Origin of the sequence: Alcanivorax sp. HI0007 (genome assembly GCF_001635525.1) — a bacterium.
Classification (GTDB): Bacteria; Pseudomonadota; Gammaproteobacteria; order Pseudomonadales; family Alcanivoracaceae; genus Alcanivorax.
In genome coordinates, this window is record NZ_LWEJ01000117.1 from 34002 (window position 1) to 55971 (window position 21970).

Annotated in this window: 19 protein-coding genes; 14 read left to right on the forward strand and 5 right to left on the reverse strand. The window is 60.2% G+C overall.

Annotation, left to right across the window (positions count from 1 at the left end; all coding sequences use genetic code 11):
* Positions 1 to 58: 58 nt before the first annotated feature.
* Positions 59 to 541: an SsrA-binding protein SmpB gene (gene smpB / locus A3714_RS06720; protein WP_062817096.1), complete on the reverse strand. Its 483-nt coding sequence runs from the start codon at positions 539 to 541 to the stop codon at positions 59 to 61.
* Positions 542 to 682: 141 nt separating this feature from the next.
* Between smpB and A3714_RS06725 the strand changes: the two genes are divergently transcribed.
* Positions 683 to 2221 carry a sodium-dependent transporter gene (locus tag A3714_RS06725; RefSeq protein WP_082844805.1) on the forward strand — a complete coding sequence of 513 codons (1539 nt, stop codon included), beginning with the start codon at positions 683 to 685 and terminating at the stop codon, positions 2219 to 2221.
* The gene (locus A3714_RS06730) at positions 2221 to 2520 is read left to right on the forward strand and encodes an RnfH family protein (protein WP_062817095.1); all 300 of its coding nucleotides are present in this window, start codon (positions 2221 to 2223) and stop codon (positions 2518 to 2520) included. The genes A3714_RS06725 and A3714_RS06730 overlap by 1 nt, the downstream gene beginning before the upstream one ends.
* 9 nt (positions 2521 to 2529) lie before the next feature.
* Here the strand turns inward: A3714_RS06730 and bamE are convergent, their stop codons facing one another.
* Entirely contained in the window at positions 2530 to 3027 is a 498-nt protein-coding gene (gene bamE / locus A3714_RS06735) for an outer membrane protein assembly factor BamE (protein ID WP_082844804.1), read from the reverse strand.
* 175 nt (positions 3028 to 3202) lie between these two features.
* On the opposite strand from bamE, the gene fur reads away from it, so the two are divergent.
* A complete protein-coding gene (fur, locus tag A3714_RS06740; RefSeq protein WP_035248394.1) occupies positions 3203 to 3604 on the forward strand; it encodes a ferric iron uptake transcriptional regulator in 402 nt (133 codons plus the stop codon).
* Positions 3605 to 3764: 160 nt separating this feature from the next.
* Here the strand turns inward: fur and recN are convergent, their stop codons facing one another.
* The gene (gene recN, locus A3714_RS06745; protein ID WP_062817093.1) at positions 3765 to 5432 is read right to left on the reverse strand and encodes a DNA repair protein RecN; all 1668 of its coding nucleotides are present in this window, start codon (positions 5430 to 5432) and stop codon (positions 3765 to 3767) included.
* 34 nt (positions 5433 to 5466) lie between these two features.
* Positions 5467 to 5985 (reverse strand): RDD family protein, encoded by a 519-nt coding sequence (locus tag A3714_RS06750; protein ID WP_062817092.1) that lies wholly within the window; start codon positions 5983 to 5985, stop codon positions 5467 to 5469.
* 141 nt (positions 5986 to 6126) lie between these two features.
* Here A3714_RS06750 and hrcA point away from each other — a divergent pair, with 141 nt between their 5' ends.
* From hrcA to greA, 9 genes are all read left to right on the forward strand, one after another.
* The gene (gene hrcA / locus A3714_RS06755) at positions 6127 to 7176 is read left to right on the forward strand and encodes a heat-inducible transcriptional repressor HrcA (protein WP_062817091.1); all 1050 of its coding nucleotides are present in this window, start codon (positions 6127 to 6129) and stop codon (positions 7174 to 7176) included.
* 239 nt (positions 7177 to 7415) lie between these two features.
* Positions 7416 to 8018, forward strand: coding sequence for a nucleotide exchange factor GrpE (grpE, locus tag A3714_RS06760; protein ID WP_063509856.1), 603 nt, complete (start codon positions 7416 to 7418; stop codon positions 8016 to 8018).
* 125 nt (positions 8019 to 8143) lie between these two features.
* Positions 8144 to 10072 carry a molecular chaperone DnaK gene (gene dnaK / locus A3714_RS06765; protein WP_062817089.1) on the forward strand — a complete coding sequence of 643 codons (1929 nt, stop codon included), beginning with the start codon at positions 8144 to 8146 and terminating at the stop codon, positions 10070 to 10072.
* Between the two features lie 119 nt (positions 10073 to 10191).
* Positions 10192 to 11319, forward strand: a complete 1128-nt coding sequence (gene dnaJ / locus A3714_RS06770) for a molecular chaperone DnaJ (protein WP_062817088.1) — start codon at positions 10192 to 10194, stop codon at positions 11317 to 11319.
* Between the two features lie 227 nt (positions 11320 to 11546).
* The gene (locus A3714_RS06775; RefSeq protein ID WP_231866078.1) at positions 11547 to 12632 is read left to right on the forward strand and encodes a hypothetical protein; all 1086 of its coding nucleotides are present in this window, start codon (positions 11547 to 11549) and stop codon (positions 12630 to 12632) included.
* Between the two features lie 70 nt (positions 12633 to 12702).
* On the forward strand, positions 12703 to 13530 hold the full coding sequence (dapB, locus tag A3714_RS06780; RefSeq protein WP_062817086.1) for a 4-hydroxy-tetrahydrodipicolinate reductase: 828 nt from the start codon (positions 12703 to 12705) through the stop codon (positions 13528 to 13530).
* 211 nt (positions 13531 to 13741) lie between these two features.
* Positions 13742 to 14875 carry a glutamine-hydrolyzing carbamoyl-phosphate synthase small subunit gene (carA, locus tag A3714_RS06785; RefSeq protein WP_062817085.1) on the forward strand — a complete coding sequence of 378 codons (1134 nt, stop codon included), beginning with the start codon at positions 13742 to 13744 and terminating at the stop codon, positions 14873 to 14875.
* A gap of 66 nt (positions 14876 to 14941) precedes the next feature.
* Positions 14942 to 18160 carry a carbamoyl-phosphate synthase large subunit gene (gene carB / locus A3714_RS06790; RefSeq protein WP_063509471.1) on the forward strand — a complete coding sequence of 1073 codons (3219 nt, stop codon included), beginning with the start codon at positions 14942 to 14944 and terminating at the stop codon, positions 18158 to 18160.
* A 65-nt stretch (positions 18161 to 18225) separates the two neighbouring features.
* The gene (gene greA, locus A3714_RS06795; RefSeq protein WP_082810870.1) at positions 18226 to 18702 is read left to right on the forward strand and encodes a transcription elongation factor GreA; all 477 of its coding nucleotides are present in this window, start codon (positions 18226 to 18228) and stop codon (positions 18700 to 18702) included.
* A gap of 89 nt (positions 18703 to 18791) precedes the next feature.
* Here greA and A3714_RS06800 read toward each other — a convergent pair whose 3' ends face one another.
* A complete protein-coding gene (locus tag A3714_RS06800; RefSeq protein ID WP_062817190.1) occupies positions 18792 to 19106 on the reverse strand; it encodes a YhbY family RNA-binding protein in 315 nt (104 codons plus the stop codon).
* A gap of 159 nt (positions 19107 to 19265) precedes the next feature.
* Between A3714_RS06800 and rlmE the strand changes: the two genes are divergently transcribed.
* Positions 19266 to 19892, forward strand: a complete 627-nt coding sequence (rlmE, locus tag A3714_RS06805; protein ID WP_062817082.1) for a 23S rRNA (uridine(2552)-2'-O)-methyltransferase RlmE — start codon at positions 19266 to 19268, stop codon at positions 19890 to 19892.
* Between the two features lie 125 nt (positions 19893 to 20017).
* Positions 20018 to 21922, forward strand: a complete 1905-nt coding sequence (gene ftsH, locus A3714_RS06810; protein WP_197461919.1) for an ATP-dependent zinc metalloprotease FtsH — start codon at positions 20018 to 20020, stop codon at positions 21920 to 21922.
* The last annotated feature ends 48 nt before the right edge of the window (positions 21923 to 21970 follow it).

Consider the following 21970-nt stretch of genomic DNA (forward strand, 5'->3'; position numbering starts at 1 on the left):
TAACCGGTACAGTCTGAAGACAGTGTCACGCGTGCAGGGGGCGGCCCGTTAACCCGGGTCAGCCACCCTGCCGCATCAGACGCTGCTTCTGACGGTTCCAGTCGCGCTCCTTTTCGGTGGCGCGCTTGTCAAACTTCTGCTTACCCTTGGCCAGTGCGATATCGCACTTGGCGAACCCTTTTTTCCAATACAGGCTCACCGGTACACAGGTGTAGCCCTCTTTCTGTACGCCACCAAAGATGCGCCCCAGTTCGCGACGGTGCAGCAGCAGCTTGCGGCTGCGTACCGGATCCGGATTGACGTGGGTGCTGGCGGTGATCAGGGGCTCGAAGCGGGCGCCGAACAGGAAGGCTTCTCCATCCTTTAACAGCACATAGGCTTCGGTCAGGTTGCCTTTACCGGCACGCAGTGACTTCACCTCCCAGCCTTCCAGAACCAGGCCGGCTTCGAAGTGCTCTTCCAGATGATATTCGTGGCGTGCCTTGCGGTTTTGCGCAATGGTGGCCGACGGCGCTTTGGCTTTTTTCTTGGCGTTTCCCATAGGCGGGCGATTATAGAGCATGCGTTTGGCGGCTGACAGGGCTTTGTCTGTCTGAGCGGGTGAGAGTTGTGACAGCCCCTTACTTGAGCCGCCCAGTTAAAAAAAAGACAATAGCGCCACGCTATCGAGGGTAATCCTGTTATGAAGCAAGAGATCAAGCCGGTCCATGGCATGTGGGCCAGCCGTTGGGTGTTTATTCTGGCGGCGACCGGGTCGGCCGTGGGCCTGGGAAATATCTGGCGTTTCCCGTATATCACCGGCGAGAACGGCGGTGGTGCCTTTGTGTTGCTCTACCTGCTTTGTATTGCGGTGGTGGGGATTCCCATCATGGCGGCAGAGGTAATGCTGGGTCGCAAGGGCGGGCTGAGCCCGATCAACTCCATGCGCAAGGTGGCGGCGGACAGCAAGGTAAGTCAGCGCTGGGCCGGCATTGGCTACCTGGGCGCGCTGTCGGCGTTTCTGATCCTGTCATTCTATTCCGCGGTGGCAAGCTGGGCGCTGTATTACGCCTGGGAAGCCGCGCGGGGTGTGTTTGAAGGCATTACCGCCACCCAGTCGGAAGCCCATTTCAACGATATGCTGGCCAACCCGGGTTTGCTGTTGGGATACCACACGCTCTTTATGGTGCTGACCATGGTGGTGGTGGCCCGGGGCGTGAAAGGCGGGCTGGAAAAGGCGGTGCAGATTCTCATGCCGCTGCTGTTCGTGCTGCTGGTGGTGCTGGTGGGGTACGCAGCCACCACACCGGGGTTCAACGAAGGGGTGAGCTTCCTGTTCGCCTTTGATTTTTCCAAACTCACCGGGCAGGCGATCATCGTGGCCGTGGGGCAGGCCTTCTTTACCCTGAGTCTGGGTATGGGCGCGATCATGGCCTACGGGGCCTATATGCCCAAGGCGGTGAAGGACAAGAAGACCGGTCGCAGCAAACCCGTGTCGATCATGTCCACGGTGGCGATCATTGCCCTGCTGGATACGCTTGTGGCGCTGGGTGCCGGTGTGGCCATGTTCCCCCTGTTATTCTCCAGCGGGCTGGAAGTGAGTCAGGGCCCGGGGATGATGTTTGTGACCCTGCCGCTGGCCTTCGGTCAGATGCCGGGCGGTCTGCTGTTCGGTTCCCTGTTCTTTGTGCTGGTGGTGTGTGCCGCCTGGAGCTCGTCCATCAGTCTTGGTGAGCCGGTGGTGGCCTGGCTGGTGGAGCGGGGGCTGAAGCGGTCAATGGCTGCGCTGGTTGTGGGCCTGGGAGCCTGGCTGCTGGGTGTGGGATCGGTGTTGTCCTTCAATGTCTGGAAAGACCATACCTTCCTGGTAGGTACCTTCTTCGACAATATGGAGTTCCTGTCCACCACGGTGATGTTGCCGCTGGGTGGGCTGCTGATCGCCATCTTTGCCGGCTGGGTGATGAAGGAGACCCAGGCGCGCAAGGAGCTGGCCATGCAGAACTTCAAGCTGTATCTGGTATGGCGGGCACTGGTACGGATTTTCTCTCCGGCAGCGGTTGTAGTGCTGTTTGTCTATTCCATCTGGGCGACCTTTACGCCGGAGGATGAGGCCCGGGCCGAAGAGCCTCCGGCTCAGGAGCAGATGGAGGCGACCACTGGGGACGCGCCGGCACAGGCCTCTGCTGCGTCTTTGCCGGAAGAGGGTGGCAGCGACGTGCCCGTGGAGCAGGAGTCTCCCTGATGGCGGACGATGCGCGAATTCATGTGGAAGTGGCTTATGCCCTGCCGGACAAGCAGCGTCTGATTGGCCTGGATGTGCCGGAGGGTACCACCATGCTGGAAGCGGCCAAGCTGTCCGGTATTGAGGAGCAGTTCGAGGGGCTGGTACTGGACAAGGCGCCCATGGGGATTTTTGGCAAGGTGGTGGCCAATCCGGCTGGGCAGGTGCTCAAACCCGGTGAGCGGGTGGAGATTTACCGCCCGCTGCAGGCGGATCCGAAGCTGAATCGCAAGAAGCGGGCGGCGGAAAAGGCCCGTTGATCCAGGCTGTCAGGCTGCAGGCTGGCCCGGGTCGCTGGGTTCCTGAGGTTGGGTTTCCGGATCCGGGGCCTGTTGCTGGGTGGCAGGGGCCGGCTCCGGGGTGACGTCTTCCCGCTTGCGCTCTTCCAGTTTGCGCTGCAACTCCCGGTCCTGTTGCGAGCTGGTTTTCTTGCGGAAGTCGTCGATGACTTCGCCTTCGTGCCGGCTATAACTGCCGTTTTCGAAGTGCAACACAATCTGCTGACTCACGTTGTCGCCCTTGCCGGGGCGGTAGGTCATCAGATAAAACCATTTGTCAGGCGTGAAAGGGTCTACCAGGGTTGGGGCGCCCAGCACATAGCGCACCTGCTCCGGGCTCATGCCAGGCTGCAACTCGCCGAGCATTTCCTCGGTGACAAAGTTACCCTGCGGGATATCGATCCGGTAGACACCGGGAAAGCGCAGGCTGCTGCAGCCAGTGACGGTCAGCAGGGTTGTCAGAATGAGGGCAACTGGAATTCGTGGCATGGTTTTTCGACTTCACTAAGTGTTCGGGCGATAATACAGACTTGCAGTAGCGGTACAAGTTTCCCGCTTTTTTTCATCGCCCTGAATCTGGGGCGGCCCGGACTTGGGTCCGGCGCCGCGCTAAAGTGACGGATTCAGGGGCATCGCCACCTTTTGGCATATTGGAGCATACGCATTGGATAATCAGGATCTCAGAAAAGCGGGCCTTAAAGTGACCCTGCCGCGGGTGAAAATCCTGCAGCAACTGGAGAAGTCCGAAGAGCGCCACCTGAGCGCGGAAGACATCTACAAGTCGCTGATGGACGCCGGCGAGGATGTGGGACTGGCCACCGTCTACCGGGTACTGACCCAGTTCGAGCAGGCGGGCATGGTGCTGCGCCACAACTTCGAGGGCGGCTCTGCGGTTTTCGAGCTGGCGGACGAAGACCATCACGACCATATGGTGTGTATGGAAACCGGTCAGGTCATTGAGTTCATGGATGACGTGATCGAAAAGCGCCAGCACGCCATTGCCGAGGAGCACGGCTACGAAATCATGGACCATTCGCTGGTGCTGTACGTCAAGCCGAAGAAGTAGCGGGGAGCCGGTTTCATGCCACACGCGGGAGCATGCCTGCATGTGGTGTGATGCGGGCCTCACCCTGACACGCCCGCAACGCCGTTGGAGCCATGCTGGCATGGCGAAAGCTCCTCAGTGAGTTCGGCGCCGCTTTCACTATTAGCGGTCCACTGCCTTTCTACGCGGCCTGGGCCTTGCTCAGCATCTCTTTGGCGTGGTTGCGGGTGGATTCGGTGATTTCCACACCGCCCAGCATGCGCGCCAGCTCTTCGATTCTTGCGTTGTCGTCCAGTCCCTGGATACGGGTGTGGGTGGTGTCGTCCCCCTGAATCTTGTGCACCTGCCAGTGCTGGTGCCCCTGGCTGGCTACCTGGGGCTGGTGGGTGATGCACAGCACCTGGGCGTGGCCGCCAAGTTCGCGCAGCAGGCGGCCGACGATCTCGGCCACGCCGCCGCCCACGCCCACATCCACCTCATCGAACACCAGGCTCGGCACGGTCAGGTTGCGGGCGCAGATCACCTGGATGGCCAGGCTTACCCGTGACAGTTCCCCGCCGGAGGCCACCTTGCCAAGCGGTTTCAGGGGTTGGCCGGGGTTGGCAGAGAACAGGAACTCCACCTCTTCCAGGCCATCGGCGCCAGGGGCGCATTCGCCTAGCTGGGCGTCCAGTTTGGCCGCTTTCATGCCCAGGGCGGTGAGCTGTTTCTGAACTTGCTGGGTAAGAGTCTGGGCGGCGGTGCGGCGGGCCTTGCTGAGCTTGCGGGCGCTGTCCATGTACTGCTGCTGGGCCGCAGCTTCTTGCTCAGACAGGGCATGCAGGTGCGCGTCCACATTGCCCAGGGCGTCGGATTCCGCCAGCAGTTGGCGATGGTGTTCCACCAGCTCTTCCGGACGGATGCGGTGCTTGCGTGCCAGGGTGTAGCTCTGGCTCAGCCGTTCTTCCACCTGGGCCAGGCGTTCCGGATCCAGGTCCAGCCGTTCCAGGTAATGCCGCAGGTCGTCGGCGGCGGCCTCCACCTGCAGGCGGGCAGACTCCACGGTATCGGCGATGGTGGCCAGGCCTTCATCCTGATTGCGGGCCTCGTCCAGCCAGTGGCTGACCTGGCTCAGATGGTCGTTGCAGGTGCCGTCCTCGCCCTCATAAAGCGCGTTCAGGGACTGCTGGCAAGTACGAATCAGACTTTCCGCATTGCCAAGCCGTTGTTGTTCCTGTTCCAGCTGCTCCAGTTCGCCTTCCTGCAGGGCCAGACTATCCAGCTCTTCCAGCTGGAAGCGCAGCAGCTCCTCCTTTTCGTTCTGCTCGCGGGCCTGATTCAGGGCGTCGTCGTGGGCACGGCGAGCTTTTTGCCAGGTGCGCCAGTGATCGCGGACGGTGTTGGCCAGCTCCCGGGCCTCGGCGAAGTTGTCGAGAAGCTGCCGGTGAGCGTCCTTTTTCATCAGTGCCTGGTGCTCGTGCTGGCTGTGGATGCTGATCAGCCGTTCGCCGAGCTCACGCACTTCCGCCAGGGGGGTGGGGGTGCCATTCACGTAGGCCCGTGAGCGTCCATCGGCACGCACGGTGCGGCGCAGCAGACACTGGTTATCATCGTCCAGCTCCCGGTCGGCCAGCCATTGGCGAGCGGCCGGGTTGTCGCTGAGATCAAAGGTGGCGAGCACTTCCGCCCGGTCATGGCCGTGACGGACAATGCTGGAGTCGGCCCGGTCGCCGAGGGTCAGGCCCAGGGCATCAATGATTACCGATTTGCCCGCCCCGGTTTCCCCGCTGATCACGGTGAGACCGTTTTCCGGCTCCAGCTCCAACTGGTCCACGGTGGCAAAGTGACGAACGCTCAAATGGGTCAGCATGGTATCTCTCCGAAACGGGCAGACAGTGTGGCGACTAGCGGTTGGCCGGGGCCTGTATCACCTGGGTGCCGGCCAGTAAGTCATGCAGGCAGCGGCGATCACCGCGGAAGATCATTAGCGGGTCAATCAGCATGATCAGATTGACGCCGGGCACCTGAGCCAGCACGTGAAACAGCAGGTAGCGCAGGCCATACAGTTTACCGACAGGCACCGCGTTCTGCTCCATGCCGACGATTTTCATGCCCAGCAGCCATTTGCCGATTGTCTGCTGGCGATTGAACAGCAGCCAGCCCTGCACGGCCAGGAAGATCACTTCGCCGACGATAAACCAGACCAGGGTGGTGGTCAGATCGAGCACGCCGCTATTGGCCATCATGTCGGCCCAGGCGCCGGAAAAAAACACGATGGGGGCAATAATGGCAAGCTGGACCAGGCCATCAATGAGGGCGCCGAAAAATCGGTGCCAGCGGCTGGCTAGCACCGCATTGTCCGCCGACGGGTGAGGTGGCGCTTCGGCGGCGGGGCTCTGGTAGGGGTTGTTGCTGTCGGTCATGGTGACATCCTTGTGGTGACAACTGTTCGTTTGGTCAGTGTTTCTAATAGTAGGGGATTCCGGGCGTGAGTGTAAGCCCCGCTCAACTCCTGACGATAACCCTATATAATGTCGTCCTGATTTTCTGTTACATATACCGCTATGACGAAGCTGGATCTCAACGAACGCAAACAACGACTGCTGATGGCGCTGGTGGAGCGTCATATCCGCGATGGGCAGCCGGTGGGTTCCAAGACGCTGGCAGCGGGTAGCGGGCTGACGGTGAGTCCGGCCACTGTCCGTAACATCATGGCGGAGCTGGAGGATCTGGGCGTACTGGCCAGCCCTCATACCTCTGCCGGTCGTGTCCCCACGGAACTGGGCTACCGGCTGTATGTGGATTCCTTGCTGGCCTCCAGTGTCATGGAACGCCCGGATCACAAGTCCCTGAAAAAGGAGTTGCGCCAGCTGCTGGCCCCGGAGCAATCCCCCCAGGAGCTGATTGCCCAGGCGTCACGGACCCTGGCGGAGCTGACCCGCATGGCCGGGTTGGTGGCGGTGCCACGCCGGGAGGTGACCACCCTTCGGCAGGTGGAATTCTTGCCGTTATCGGGCAAGCGGGTTCTGGTGGTGCTGGTGGTCAACCGCTCCGAGGTGCAGAACCGCATCATTCATACCGATCGGGACTACGACGAAGCGGAATTGCGCCAGGCCGCCAACTATATCAATCACACTTACGGCGGCTGCGATCTGAACAGCATCTGCGATGGCCTGCTGAACACCATGAACGCGGACCGGGCGCAGATGGATGTGTTGATGCGTACCGCCATGGAGGTGGCCGACAAGGCCCTGCGCAGTGAGCCGGAGAGTTCGGATTATGTGGTCTCCGGCGAATCCAACCTGCTCAAGTCCGCGGAAGCGGACAATCTGCATCAATTGCGGGACCTGTTCGACGCCTTTAATCACAAGCGCGATATCCTGCATCTGCTGGAGCGCTCCATGAAGGCGGACGGGGTGCAGATTTTCATCGGCCGGGAATCCGGCTTCCAGCCGTTCGAGGATTACTCGCTGATCTCCGCCCCCTACAAGGCAGATAACGGCCCGGTGGGTGTCCTCGCCGTGGTGGGGCCCACGCGGATGGATTACGAAAAGGTCATTCCCACCGTGGATATCACCGCCAAAATCCTCTCGGCGGCCCTGACCCAGCTTTAGGAGCCAGCCTGCTGGCTCCCACGGATTATTTGCGATTTAAGCAGTTCGCCAGCTCATTCTCCCGAGCGTTTGTGCGCGGCCATCAGCGCTTCAGAGCCACCCTCTGTCATTCCGCGCAGCTGTTAACTATTCACTATTAACGGTTAACTGCCTTTCTTGCCCCCTTGAATCCCGCCCGTTTGTTCCCATATCTTTGCCCGCTTTCCTGGAAAAGCCCGGATTGGGATGTGGAGTTAACAATGAGTGAGCAGGAAAAAGACCCGAAAAACGCCGAGCCGCAGGTAGAGACTGCCGAAGAGCAGCAGGCGGCCCAGGCTGAGGCTGCCAATGCGGAAGCCGAGGCCCCTGCGCCTGAGCAGCCCTCGGCTGAAGAACAGCTGGCTGAAGTGGAAGCTGAGCTGGCCAAGGTGAAAAAAGCCCTGGGTGAGGCGGATATCCGTGCCCAGGCGGAAATCCAGAATGTGCGCAAGCGCGCCGAGCGGGATGTGCAGCACGCCCACAAGTTCGCCCTGGAGAAATTTGCCGGCGATCTGCTGAGCGTGGCGGACAACCTGGAGCGTGGCCTGGCTGCCCTGGATGCCAACGACGATGTCCTGCAAGGCGCCCGTGAAGGTATCGAGCTGACCCTCAAATCCCTGCTGGATGCCTTTGCCAAGTACAACCTGGAGCAGATCAGTCCGTCGGACGAGCCGTTCAATCCCGAGTTGCATGAGGCCATGACCATGGTGCCGGTGCCCGATGTGGAGCCCAATACCGTGATTGAGGTGCTGGAAAAAGGCTATCAGCTGAATGGTCGCCTGATCCGTCCGGCCAGGGTGGTGGTCAGCAAGGCTGCCGAGTAAGCAAAAAGGCACTCTGGCCCCTTGAAACGGCATGAAGCACCGCCATATAGAGGCCAGACGAGTTGACAATTCAACTGCCCGGTTTGCCGTCAGGGAACCGGCTGGTGTGAAGGAGAAAGAGAGACATGGGTAAGATTATCGGTATTGACCTGGGTACGACCAACAGCTGTGTGGCCGTACTGGAAGGGGATAAAGCCAAGGTTATTGAAAACGCTGAAGGCGCGCGTACCACGCCGTCCATCATCGCCTACACCGACGACAAGGAAACCCTGGTCGGTCAGTCTGCCAAGCGTCAGGCGGTGACCAACCCGGAAAATACCCTGTACGCGGTGAAGCGTCTGATCGGCCGTCGCTTTGAAGACAGCGTCGTTCAGAAAGACATCAAAATGGTCCCCTACAAGATCACCAAGGCCGACAATGGCGACGCCTGGGTGGAAGTGAAGGGCGAGAAAATGGCGCCGCCGCAGATTTCTGCGCAGGTGCTGAAGAAAATGAAGAAGACCGCGGAAGACTATCTGGGTGAGGCCGTTACCGAGGCCGTCATCACCGTGCCCGCGTACTTCAACGATTCCCAGCGTCAGGCCACCAAGGATGCCGGTCGCATCGCCGGCCTGGACGTGAAGCGTATTATCAACGAGCCCACCGCGGCTGCCCTGGCCTATGGCCTGGACAAGAAAGGCGGCGATCGCACCATCGCGGTCTACGATCTGGGTGGGGGTACCTTCGATATTTCCATCATCGAGATTGCCGAAGTGGACGGCGAGCACCAGTTTGAAGTGCTGGCCACCAACGGTGACACCTTCCTGGGTGGTGAGGATTTCGACCTGGCGCTGATCAACTTCCTGGCGGATCAGTTCAAGGCAGATTCCGGTATCGACCTGGGCGGTGATCCGCTGGCCATGCAGCGTCTGAAGGAAGCGGCCGAGAAAGCCAAGATCGAGCTGTCCTCCGCCGAGCAGACCGAAGTGAACCTGCCGTATATCACCGCAGACAGCACTGGTCCCAAGCACCTGGTGGTGAAAGTGACCCGTGCCAAGCTGGAATCCCTGGTGGGTGACCTGGTGAGCCGTTCTCTGGAACCGTGCAAGACGGCACTGACTGATGCGGGCGTGAAAACTGCCGATATTACCGACGTGATTCTGGTGGGTGGTCAGACCCGTATGCCGCTGGTGCAGAAGAAAGTGACCGAGTTCTTCGGCAAAGAGCCGCGCAAGGACGTGAACCCGGATGAAGCCGTTGCCATGGGCGCAGCCATTCAGGGTGCGGTATTGAGTGGTGATGTCACCGACGTGTTGCTGCTGGACGTGACCCCGCTGACCCTGGGTATCGAAACCATGGGCGGTGTGATGACACCGCTGATCGAGAAGAACACCACCATCCCGACCAATGCGTCCCAGGTGTTCTCCACTGCGGATGACAACCAGACCGCTGTGACCGTGCATGTGCTGCAGGGTGAGCGTAAGCAGGCGGCACAGAACAAGTCGCTGGGCCAGTTCAACCTGGAAGACATTCCGCCGGCACCGCGCGGCATGCCGCAGATCGAAGTGACCTTCGACATCGACGCCAACGGTATTCTGCACGTGGGCGCGAAAGACAAGGCGACCGGCAAAGAGCAGTCCATCCAGATCAAGGCCTCCTCCGGTCTGACCGATGAGGAAATAGATCAAATGGTGAAGGACGCCGAAGCCCACGCGGACGAAGACAAGAAGTTCGAAGAGCTGGTGCAGACCCGCAACCAGGCGGACCACTTGGTGCACGCCACCAAGAAGACCCTGGAAGAGGCCGGTGACAAGGCCACCGACGAAGAGAAGGAAGCCATCACCAAGGCCGCTGATGAGCTGGAAGCCGCCGCCAAAGGTAGCGACAAGGATGACATCGAGGCCAAGATCAAGGCGCTGTCCGAGGTCTCTGCGCCGCTGGCCGAGAAGCTGTACGCCGAACAGGCGCAGCAGGCCGAGGGCGCTGCCGATGCGGGAGCCGGTCAGCAGAAAGCGTCCGGTGATGACGTGGTCGACGCCGAGTTTGAAGAAGTGGACGACGACAAGAAGAAGTAAGCCGTCGGACATCCCGGTGCCGCGCCCAGGCGCGGTAGCCGGGAGGTCCGCGCAACTTCTTTATTGCCGGCGACCTGCCGGCGTTTTTGTGTGACGGGACTGATTCAAAAAGGCCCACTATGTCCAAACGTGATTATTATGAAGTGCTGGGGGCGTCCAAGGATGCCAGTCAGCAGGATTTGAAAAAGGCCTATCGACGTCTGGCCATGAAATACCATCCGGACCGTAACCCGGATGATCAGGAGGCGTTGGCCAAGTTCAAGGAAGCCAAGGAAGCCTACGAGGTGCTCGCCGATGAGCAGAAGCGGGCAGCCTATGACCAGTTCGGCCATGCCGGTGTGGATGGCCAGGCCGGTGCTGGCGGAGCCGGCGGCTTCGGCGGGGGTGGCTTTGGTGACATCTTCGGCGATATTTTCGGCGACATCTTCGGTGGCGGCGGCGGTGGTCGTCGTGGCCCGGCTCGGGGTGCGGATCTGCGTTATACCCTGGAGCTAACCCTGGAACAGGCAGTGCGCGGCTGCGAAGAGAAAATTCGCATCCCCACCTGGGATAGCTGCGAGGTCTGTCACGGCAGTGGTGCGAAAGAGGGGTCCCAGCCAGTTACATGTAACACCTGTGGTGGCATGGGCCAGGTGCGCATGCAGCAGGGTTTCTTTACCGTGCAGCAGACCTGCCCAACCTGTAAGGGTGAGGGGCAGATCATCAAGGACCCCTGCACTAATTGTGGTGGCCAGGGCCGGGTGCAGAACACCAAGACCCTGTCGGTGAAAATCCCTGCCGGTGTGGACACCGGTGACCGGATCCGTCTGGCAGGGGAAGGCGAAGCGGGTATGCACGGTGCTCCGGCCGGCGATCTGTATGTTCAGGTGGCAGTGCGCGAGCACGATATCTTCCAGCGCGATGGGGCCAACCTGTTCTGCGAAGTGCCGATCAGTTTTGTCGATGCCACCCTGGGGGGCGAGCTCGATGTGCCCACCCTGAATGGCAAGGTCAAACTGAAAGTCCCGGCGGAAACCCAGAGTGGCAAGCTGTTCCGTTTGCGCGGCAAGGGGGTGACTCCGGTGCGCGGCGGTGGCCCGGGGGATCTGCTCTGCAAGGTAGTAATCGAAACACCGGTGAAACTGTCCGGTGAGCAGAAAGACCTGTTGCGCAAATTCCAGGAATCCCTGGAAAGCGGGGGCAATCGCCATAACCCGCGCAAGAGCAGCTGGTTCGAAGGGGTGAAGCGTTTCTTCGACGCCAAATAATCCTTTCTCCCAGCCTGATAAAAAAGCCCGGTGCCCCAAGCCCGGGCTTTTTTTATGGTGATCAGGCAATAGTCTGAAATTTGACCGCTTTCGTTGCCGCTTTATCCTTCCCTGCGATATTGTGCATAAAAACAACAATAACAGAGGTAATCATGGCTGCGCGGCGACTGGCAGGGATGCTGGGGACTATGTTGTGTTGTCTTCCCCTTTCTTTATATTCGGCGCCTGTGGATCAGGCTCACCAGCGTGCACGGGCTACCTTTGCCCAGAAGGCGCCGCTGGCGCTGGATGACCAGGTGCTGGATGCGCCCTGGGTGTCGGCGCCCTTCGAGGCTTCCGCGTACACCTACACCTTCGATGAAATTCGTCAACACTGGTCCACCTTTATGCGGGGCCTGCGCATCCCGTTCCCGTCGCCGGACTACTTGAAGGCACGTTATCAGCGGTTCCCTTCCCTCTATCGGGACCTGCGTTACCAGGATGACAACTGGGAGCAGCACAGCCGCAATGTGCTTGAGGTCTGGCAGGCCTTTTTCCGGGGCGACTTCCGCCATGCCCGCGAGCTCGGCAAACGCTATGGCGGGTATGCCCGGGTGCCGGGGCTGGTGGCGCAGATTATCTATGCCACCTACCTGGCGCCGAGCCACACCGAGAAACAGCAGCTGCTCCAGGAGGCCATTGATCAGATGGCCTGGTTTGGTGAGCAGGTGGCGATCCTGCCAGGGGAAGAGTCCCTGACAGCGGATTACTGCATGCTGCGTCTGGGGTTTGGTTATGCGGTGGCGCGGCTGGCGGAGGATGAGTCGGTGCCGGCCACATTGCAGCGTAATTACGCGGCCATGGTGATCAATGCAGCCACCGAGATTCTGGCAGTGGAGCCGTCCCATCCGTTGGCGCTGTCGCTGAGCGCCGCCTTTGAGGCCAATGTGCTGCGCCGGGTGGGCAAAGCGGCGGGCAGGCTGACACTGGCGGCGGATAGCGAGGATGCCACGCAGCCTTTTGAGTTGTCGCTGGCGGCAGTGCCGGATCTGGCGATTGTGCGGTATGAGTATGCCAACAGCCTGCTTTATACCTACCAGGATGAGGCCGCGGGGCGGGCGTTGGCACAATTACAGAAGGCCGCCGATTTGCCGGCACGGTTTTCCATGGAGTGGCTGGATCGGGCCTATGCCCGCAAGCGCTTGCAGGAGGTGCAGGCCTGGCGTGACAGCGGTATGAGTTTCCGGCGTTTTGACCGCAAGCGGCGCAAGTTCATGCGCAAGGAGAACATCAATCTCTACGCGGTGACCCGCCCGCCCTTTCTGGTAGACTAGCGGCCTTCAGTCGTTTTGCTGTGGCCGGGCTCGAAGGAGTCTGCCGCAGTGCAATTTCCAAGGAAGTAGCATGAAAGTAGGCATTATCGGTGCGGCCGGTCGCATGGGCCGGATTCTGATTGAGGCCACTCTGGCCAACCCGGATACCACGCTGGCAGCGGCGGTGGATGTGCCCGGTTCCAGTCTGATCGGCGCCGATGCCGGTGAGCTGGTGGGGCAGGAAGCCAGCGGCGTGCGGCTGGCGGATGACCTGAACAAGGTGGTCAGGGATGCCGATGTGTTTATTGACTTTACCGTGCCGGAAGCCACTGCCCGCAATGTGGAAATCTGCCGCGCGGCGGGCACCAAGCTGGTGATCGGGACGACCGGGCTGGATGAAAACCAGAAGGCTGCCCTGCGGACCGCCAGTGAAGAGATCGCCATCTGCTTCGCGCCCAACTACTCCATTGGTGTGAATCTGTGCTTCAAGCTGCTGGAAACTGCCGCCCGGGTGATGGCGGAAGAGGCCGATATTGAGGTGATTGAGGCCCATCACCGCCACAAGATCGACGCGCCCTCCGGTACGGCGCTGCGTATGGGGGAGGTGGTGGCCCAGACCCTGGGACGTGACCTGAACGAATGCGCCGTCTATGGGCGTGAAGGTCGTACCGGTGAGCGCGATCGCCAGACCATCGGTTTCGAGACCATTCGTGCCGGGGACATTGTTGGCGATCACACCGTCATGTTCGCCGCAGACGGCGAGCGGGTGGAAATCACCCACAAGGCCTCCAGTCGCATGGCCTTTGGTCGCGGGGCGGTCCGGGCCGCAGCCTGGCTGGCCAGCCACGACAAGGGATTGTTCGACATGCAGGATGTGCTTGGTCTGGCGGGTGAAAGCGCCGGCTGGGGCAAGGCCTGAGAAAGCCCCGGGGGCTGCCAGCGGTCGGTTGCGCCCGGCAAAGGGTGACATTTGCCGGCTGAGCCCCTAAAATAGCGCGCAGCCCGTGATGGGCGTGCGGGGCACTGATGACGAATTTCATGAAAAAGCGAGGTGGAGCAATCCATCTCGCTTTTTTGCGAATGTGCCCTGCCGCATATCTCCCTATATTCTTACCAGCCTGGAGGTTGCGTTGACGGTTCCCGCCATTCTCGCTCTTGAAGACGGAAGCATCTTTCGGGGTGTTGCTATCGGTGCCACGGGTCAGACCGTGGGTGAAGTGGTGTTCAACACCGCTATGACCGGCTACCAGGAAATCCTTACGGATCCCTCCTACGCCAAACAGATTGTGACCCTGACCTATCCTCATATTGGCAACACCGGTGTGACGCCCGAGGACGAAGAGTCCGCGCAGATCTGGGCGTCCGGCCTGGTGATTCGCGATCTGGCCATGACGGTCAGCAACTGGCGTAGCCAGCAGTCCTTGCCGGACTACCTGCGCGACAACAATATCGTGGCCATTGCGGAGATCGATACCCGCCGCCTGACCCGTATCCTGCGTGACAAGGGTGCCCAGAACGGCTGCATCCTTGCCGGCGATAACCTGGATGAGTCCAAGGCACTGGAAGCGGCCAAGGCCTTCCCGGGGCTCAAGGGCATGGACCTGGCCAAGGAAGTCACCGTCAGTGATGCCTATACCTGGACCGAGTCCACCTGGGATCTGGAAAAGGGCCACACGGAGGGCGTCGATAGCCGCTTCCATGTGGTGGCCTATGATTACGGCGTCAAACGCAACATCCTGCGCATGCTGGTGGAGCGCGGTTGCAAGCTCACGGTGGTGCCGGCGCAGACCCCGGCCGCTGACGTGCTGGCAATGAATCCTGATGGCATCTTTCTGTCCAACGGCCCCGGTGATCCGGAGCCCTGTGATTACGCCATCGAGGCCATCAAGGAGATTGTTGCCACCGGCAAGCCGGTGTTCGGTATCTGCTTGGGCCATCAGCTGCTGGCGCTGGCCAGCGGGGCGAAAACCATGAAGATGGGCACGGGCCACCACGGTGCCAACCACCCGGTGAAAACCCTGGCCGACGACACGGTGATGATTACCAGCCAGAACCATGGTTTTGCCGTGGATATGGACTCCCTGCCCGATAATCTGAAGGTGACGCATGTGTCCCTCTTCGATGGCACCTTGCAGGGTATTCACCGCACCGATGTGCCGGCCTTCAGTTTCCAGGGGCACCCGGAAGCCAGCCCGGGGCCGCGAGACTGTGCGCCGCTGTTCGATCATTTCATCGAACTGATGGAAGCCAGCAGCCAAAAGTAAGCCAGAGCCAGACCCGGCTTCGCCGGGTCCCTGATGCAGCCATTTACGTCTGACGGTTAGTGAACTATGCCGAAAAGAACTGACATACAAAGCATTCTCATCATTGGCGCTGGCCCGATTGTGATCGGTCAGGCCTGTGAGTTTGACTACTCCGGTGCCCAGGCCTGCAAGGCCCTGCGTGAAGAAGGGTTCCGGGTCATCCTGGTGAACTCCAATCCGGCCACCATCATGACCGACCCGGCCATGGCCGATGCCACCTATATCGAGCCGATCACCTGGCAAACCGTGGCCAAGATCATCGAAAAAGAGCGCCCGGACGCCCTGCTGCCCACCATGGGCGGGCAGACTGCCCTGAATTGCGCCCTGGATCTGGACAAGCACGGTGTGCTGGCCGAGTTCGGTGTGGAAATGATCGGCGCCACCCAGGATGCCATCGACAAGGCGGAAGACCGGCACCGTTTCGACCAGGCCATGAAAGCCATCGGTCTGGAATGCCCGCGCTCTGCCATCGCCCACAACATGGAAGAGGCCAATGCGGCCCTGGAAGATCTGGGCTTTCCCTGCATTATCCGGCCCAGTTTCACCATGGGCGGCTCCGGTGGCGGTGTTGCCTATAACCGGGAAGAGTTCGAGGAAATCTGTCAGCGTGGTCTGGACCTGTCGCCCACCAACGAGCTGTTGATCGACGAGTCCCTGCTGGGCTGGAAAGAGTACGAGATGGAAGTGGTCCGCGATAAAAAGGACAACTGCATCATCGTTTGCTCCATCGAAAACTTTGACCCCATGGGCGTGCACACCGGTGACTCGATCACCGTGGCACCGGCGCAGACCCTGACCGATAAAGAGTTCCAGATCATGCGCGACGCCTCCCTGGCGGTGCTGCGCGAGATCGGTGTGGAAACCGGCGGTTCCAACGTACAGTTCGGGGTCAACCCGGACAACGGCCGCATGGTAGTGATCGAAATGAACCCGCGGGTGAGCCGTTCTTCAGCGCTGGCGTCCAAGGCCACCGGCTTCCCGATTGCCAAGGTGGCCGCCAAGCTGGCGGTTGGTTACACCCTTGACGAACTGCAGAACGAGATCACCGGCGGCAAGACTCCGGCCTCTTTCGAACCGTCCATCGATTACGTGGTTACCAAGATTCCGCGCTTCAACTTTGAAAAGTTCGCCGAAGCCGACGCGGTGCTGACCACCCAGATGAAGTCCGTGGGCGAAGTGATGGCCATCGGCCGCAACTTCCAGGAATCCGTACAGAAAGCCCTGCGCGGTCTGGAAACCGAGTCCGTGGGCTTTGATCCCAGCGTGGATCCGTCCGCGCCGGATGCCCGCGAGCAGGTGGCCCAGTTGCTGGCCACGCCAGGACCGGAGCGGATCTGGATCGTCGGTGATGCCTTCCGGGTCGGTATGACCGTGGATGATGTGTTCAATATCACCAAGATCGACCGCTGGTACCTGGTGCAGATTGAAGATCTGGTGCGCGCCGAGCAGCAGCTGGCAGCCACTACCTTCAGCGACCTGAGCCGTGACAGTCTTTACGCACTCAAGCGCAAGGGGTTCTCCGATGCCCGTCTAGCCCAGCTGCTGGGGGTGAAGGAAGCGGACGTGCGCGGCAAACGCGAAGAGCTGGGTGTGCAGCCCATCTACAAGCGAGTGGATACCTGTGCGGCGGAATTTTCCACCGACACCGCCTACATGTACTCCAGCTATGACGAAGAGTGCGAGGCGAACCCGTCCGACCGTGACAAGATCATGGTTATCGGTGGTGGCCCCAACCGGATCGGTCAGGGGATCGAGTTCGATTACTGCTGTGTGCACGCCGCCTTCGCCATGAAGGATGACGGTTACGAGACCATCATGGTCAACTGTAACCCGGAGACCGTGTCCACGGATTACGACACTTCCGATCGCCTGTATTTTGAGCCGGTGACCCTGGAAGACGTGCTGGCCATCGTCGCCAAGGAAAAACCCAAGGGTGTGATCGTGCAGTACGGCGGCCAGACGCCGCTGAAGCTGGCCCGTGCCCTGCAGGCCGCCGGTGTGCCCATTATCGGTACCCCGCCGGATGCCATTGACGAGGCAGAAGACCGGGAGCGTTTCCAGCAGATGGTCAACAAGCTGGGCCTCAAGCAGCCGCCCAACCGTACCGCCCGCTCCATGGAAGATGGGGTGCGTCTGGCGGAGGAAATCGGTTACCCGCTGGTGGTGCGTCCTTCCTATGTGCTGGGTGGTCGTGCCATGGAAATCGTCTACAGCGAGGCCGAGCTACGCAACTACATGATGAACGCGGTTTCCGTGTCCAACGACTCGCCGGTGCTGCTGGATCGCTTCCTGGATGACGCCATCGAGGTGGACGTGGATGCGGTCTGTGATGGTACCGACGTGGTAATCGGCGGCATCATGCAGCATATCGAGCAGGCTGGCGTGCACTCCGGTGACTCCGCCTGTTCGCTGCCGCCGTACTCCCTGGACGAAGAGGTGCAGAACGTGATGCGCCAGCAGGCCGCCGATATGGCGCTGGAGCTGGGCGTGATCGGCCTGATGAATGTGCAGTTCGCCGTCAAGAGCGGTGAGGTGTATGTTCTGGAGGTGAATCCCCGTGCATCACGGACCGTGCCCTACGTGTCCAAGTGCATCGGCGTGTCTCTGGCCAAGGTGGCCGCCCGTTGCATGGCCGGTACCAGCCTCAAGGAACAGGGCTTCACTGAAGAGGTCAAACCGCAGCACTACTTCGTGAAGGAAGCGGTCTTCCCGTTTGCCAAGTTCCCGAAGGTAGACCCGATCCTGGGCCCGGAAATGAAATCCACCGGGGAAGTGATGGGTGTGGGTGCCACCTTTGCGGAAGCCTTTGGCAAGGCGTCCCTGGGTGCTGGCGAAAAACTGCCGGAAAAAGGTACCGCCTTTATTTCCGTGCGGGAAGTGGACAAGCCGGCAGCCATTGATGTGGCGCGTATGCTGATCGAGCGTGGATTCAACCTGGTGGCTACACGCGGCACTGCCAAGGTGATCAGCGACGCTGGTCTGGAAGTGAAAGTGGTCAACAAGGTGCTGGAAGGGCGTCCGCATATCGTCGACATGATCAAGAATGACGAGATTGCCCTGATCGTGAACACCACCGAGGGCAAACAGGCGATTCGTGATTCCTTCGCCATCCGTCGTTCTGCCCTGCAGCACCGGGTGTTCTATACCACCACCATTACGGCGGCCCATGCGGTGTGTCAGGCGCTGGGTATCAGTGGCGAGCCGACGGTTCGCCGCTTGCAGGATTTGCACGCCCAAATGCAGTAAATCGTCCCATGGAGCGCTCGGAGCCGAGTGCTCCGGGCGGTTTCCATAAAAAGACGAGGACAACTATGCAACGCATACCAATGACCGCCAAAGGGGCCGATGCCCTGCGTGCGGAGCTGGAGAAGCTGAAGCGGGAAGATCGCCCGCGCATTACGGCTGCCATTGCCGAGGCTCGTGAGCATGGCGATCTGAAAGAAAACGCGGAATACCATGCGGCCCGTGAGCAGCAGGGTTTCTGCGAGGGGCGGATCAACGAGATCGAGTCAAAGCTGGGCGCCGCGCAGATCATCGATATCACCGAGCTGGAAAACACCGGCAAGGTGATCTTTGGCGTGACCGTCACCATCATTGATGTGGATACCGACGAAGAGAAGGTTTACCAGATCGTGGGTGACGACGAAGCCAACATCAAGCAGGGCAAGTTGAGCGTCAATTCTCCCATCGCCCGCGGCCTGATCGGCCGGGAAGAAGGTGATGTGGTGCAGATCGATACTCCCGGGGGCACCCGCGAGTATGAGGTCGACAAGGTCGAGCACATCTGAGTTGCAAGTTGAAAGGTTCAAGTTGCAAGGGAAAAGGCGACGTTTAACGTCGCCTTTTTCATAAGGCCTGCGAGGAAGTCAGGCGGCAGTTATGCGTCCTGATAGCGCAGGATATTGGATAGTTTCGGGTTGGGTTTCTGTGCCGGCCGGTAGAGCAGGGCAATGTTGCCGATGCGCTGGATCAGCTCGGCGCTACCCTTTTCGCTCAGGGCCTGGACGATGGCGGCCCGGTCGTCACGGGTTTCCGCATTGACCTTCACCTTGATCAATTCGTGGTCTTCCAGGCGCAGGTTCAGCTCTTCGATAAAGGTTTCGGTAAGGCCTTTGCCACCGAAAATGAGCACGGGCTTGAGGTGGTGGCCAATACGGCGCAGCCGTTTGATGTCCTGTTGCGATAGCGGCACGGTGTGGCTCCAGAGCTGCAAGGTGTCACCAGCGGGGCGACACCGGAAATAAGGGAATGTCCGGGTTGCCCCGACAGTGGGCGTATTCTACGGGTTAGCAAATTGAAAAGCAGCCGTTACGCACAGGAACGGCAAACCGGGTGGGTGAGGTAATCTCTGATGGCGAAATCGAGCCGTTCCAAAACCAGCAAGGCCTGGCTCAAGGAGCATTTCAGCGACCAGTGGGTGGCGAAGGCCCAGGCGGAGGGCTACCGCTCCCGCGCCAGCTTCAAGTTGCTGGAAATGCATGAGAAGGACCGCCTGTTCCGGCCCGGTATGACAGTGCTGGACCTGGGGGCCGCGCCGGGTGGCTGGTCCCAGGTGGCGGGCCGGCTGATGGGTTCACACGGCACTGTCATCGCCAGCGATATCCTTCCCATGGACGCCTTGCCGGATGTGACCTTCATCGAAGGGGATTTCCGCGAAGATGCGGTGTATGAGCAAATCCTGGCGGCCCTCGGGGATCGCAAGGCAGACCTTGTAATGTCCGACATGGCCCCCAATATGAGTGGTAACAAGGGCGTGGATCAGCCGCGGGCCATGTATCTGGCGGAGTTGGCGCTGGATATGGCCGAGCGGGTACTGGAACCGGATGGCCAGTTTCTGGTCAAGGTATTCCAGGGCGAAGGGTTTGACGAGTACCGGCAAATGCTGCTGCAGCGTTTTGACCGGGTTGTCAGCCGCAAGCCGGCCGCCAGCCGGGCCCGATCCACCGAGGTGTACCAGCTGGCAAGTGGTCTGAAATAAGCCGTAAAATGGCCGTTTTGCTGTCCGAACCGGCATTACTCAGGGTTCGGCAAATGGTGTAAGGTGTAAGTTCGTTATTGTGCGCGTCAAGCGCCCGGAATTGATCGAGGTCTCCCTTGAACGACATGACCAAGAATATTGTGCTGTGGCTGGTTATCGCCGGCGTCCTTTACGTGGTGGCGTCCAGCATCAGCACCCAGCCTGCAACAACCAGTATTCCCTACTCGGACTTCATCTCGCGGGTAGAGAGTGGTGACGTGCAGGAAGCCAAGATCGGCGAAAGTGCGATTACCGGCACCTACAAGGATGGCAGCCAGTTCAAGACGGTCAAACCGCCGACTCTGGACACCAACCTGATGCCCACGTTGATCCAGAACAAGGTGAATGTGGTGGGTGTGGAGCCGGAGCGTCAGGGTTTCCTGATGCAGCTGTTCCTGTCCGTACTGCCGATTCTGATCATCTTGGCTATTTTTATCTTTTTCATGCGCCAGATGCAGGGCGGGGGCCGAGGTGGCAGTGGCCCGATGACCTTTGGTAAATCCAAGGCGAAATTGCTGGGCGAAGACCAGATCAAAACCACCTTCGCCGATGTGGCGGGCGTGGAAGAGGCCAAGGAAGAAGTGCAGGAGCTTGTGGAGTTCCTGCGCGATCCGGCCAAATTCCAGCGCTTGGGCGGCAAGATTCCCCGCGGTGTGCTGATGGTTGGCTCTCCGGGTACCGGTAAGACCCTGCTCGCCAAGGCGATTGCCGGTGAGGCCAAGGTGCCGTTCTTCAGTATTTCCGGCTCTGATTTCGTGGAAATGTTCGTGGGTGTGGGTGCCAGCCGTGTGCGCGACATGTTCGAGCAGGCCAAGAAGCATTCTCCCTGCATTATCTTCATCGACGAAATTGATGCGGTGGGGCGCTCCCGTGGCGCCGGCCTGGGCGGTGGTCACGATGAGCGTGAGCAGACGTTGAACCAGCTGCTGGTGGAAATGGATGGCTTTGATGGCAATGAGGGCATTATCGTGATCGCCGCCACCAACCGTCCCGACGTGCTGGACCCGGCGCTGTTGCGCCCGGGCCGTTTCGACCGTCAGGTAACGGTGCCGCTGCCGGATATCCGTGGCCGCGAACACGTGCTCAAGGTACACATGCGTCAGGTGCCTATCTCCGAAGATGTGGACCCCAGTGTGATTGCCCGTGGTACTCCCGGTTTCTCCGGCGCGGACCTGGCCAACCTGGTCAATGAAGCTGCGCTGTTCGCTGCCCGCGCCAACAAGCGCATGGTGTCCATGGAGGAGTTTGAGAAAGCAAAGGACAAGATCCTGATGGGCGCCGAACGCCGCTCCATGGTGATGAGCGAGAAAGAAAAGCTGAATACTGCCTATCACGAGGCGGGTCACGCCATTGTCGGGCGTCTGGTGCCGGAACATGATCCTGTCTACAAGGTCAGCATCATTCCCCGGGGCCGGGCTCTGGGTGTGACCATGTACCTGCCGGAAGAAGACAAGTATTCCCAGTCCAAGCGCGGTCTGGAATCTTCCATCTGTTCGCTCTACGGCGGTCGTCTGGCCGAGGAAATGACATTGGGCTTCGACGGTGTCACAACCGGTGCCTCCAACGACATTGAGCGTGCTACCAAGCTTGCCCGTGCCATGGTGACCAAGTGGGGGCTGAGCGAGAAGCTGGGCCCGCTGGCCTACGAGGAAGAAGAGGGCGAGGTCTTCCTGGGCAAGCAAATGTCCCAGCGCAAGAGCATGTCCGAGCAGACCGCTGAAGAGATTGATCGCGAGGTGAGGGCTATCATTGATAGCTGCTATGGCCGGGCCAAGCAGATTCTCGAGGACAACCGCGACAAGCTGGACCTGATGGCGGAAGCCTTGATGCAATACGAAACCATTGATGCCGGTCAGATCGACGACATCATGGCTGGCCACAAGCCTCGTCCGCCGAAAGACTGGCGCGATCAGGGGCCGGGCAATGGTGCCGCCACCGGGGATAAAGAGCCGGGTGACGATGCCATCGGTGGGCCTGCCAATACTCACTGATCCATGATTGAAACGCTGACCTGTGGGGCGCGGACACTAGACCTGTCC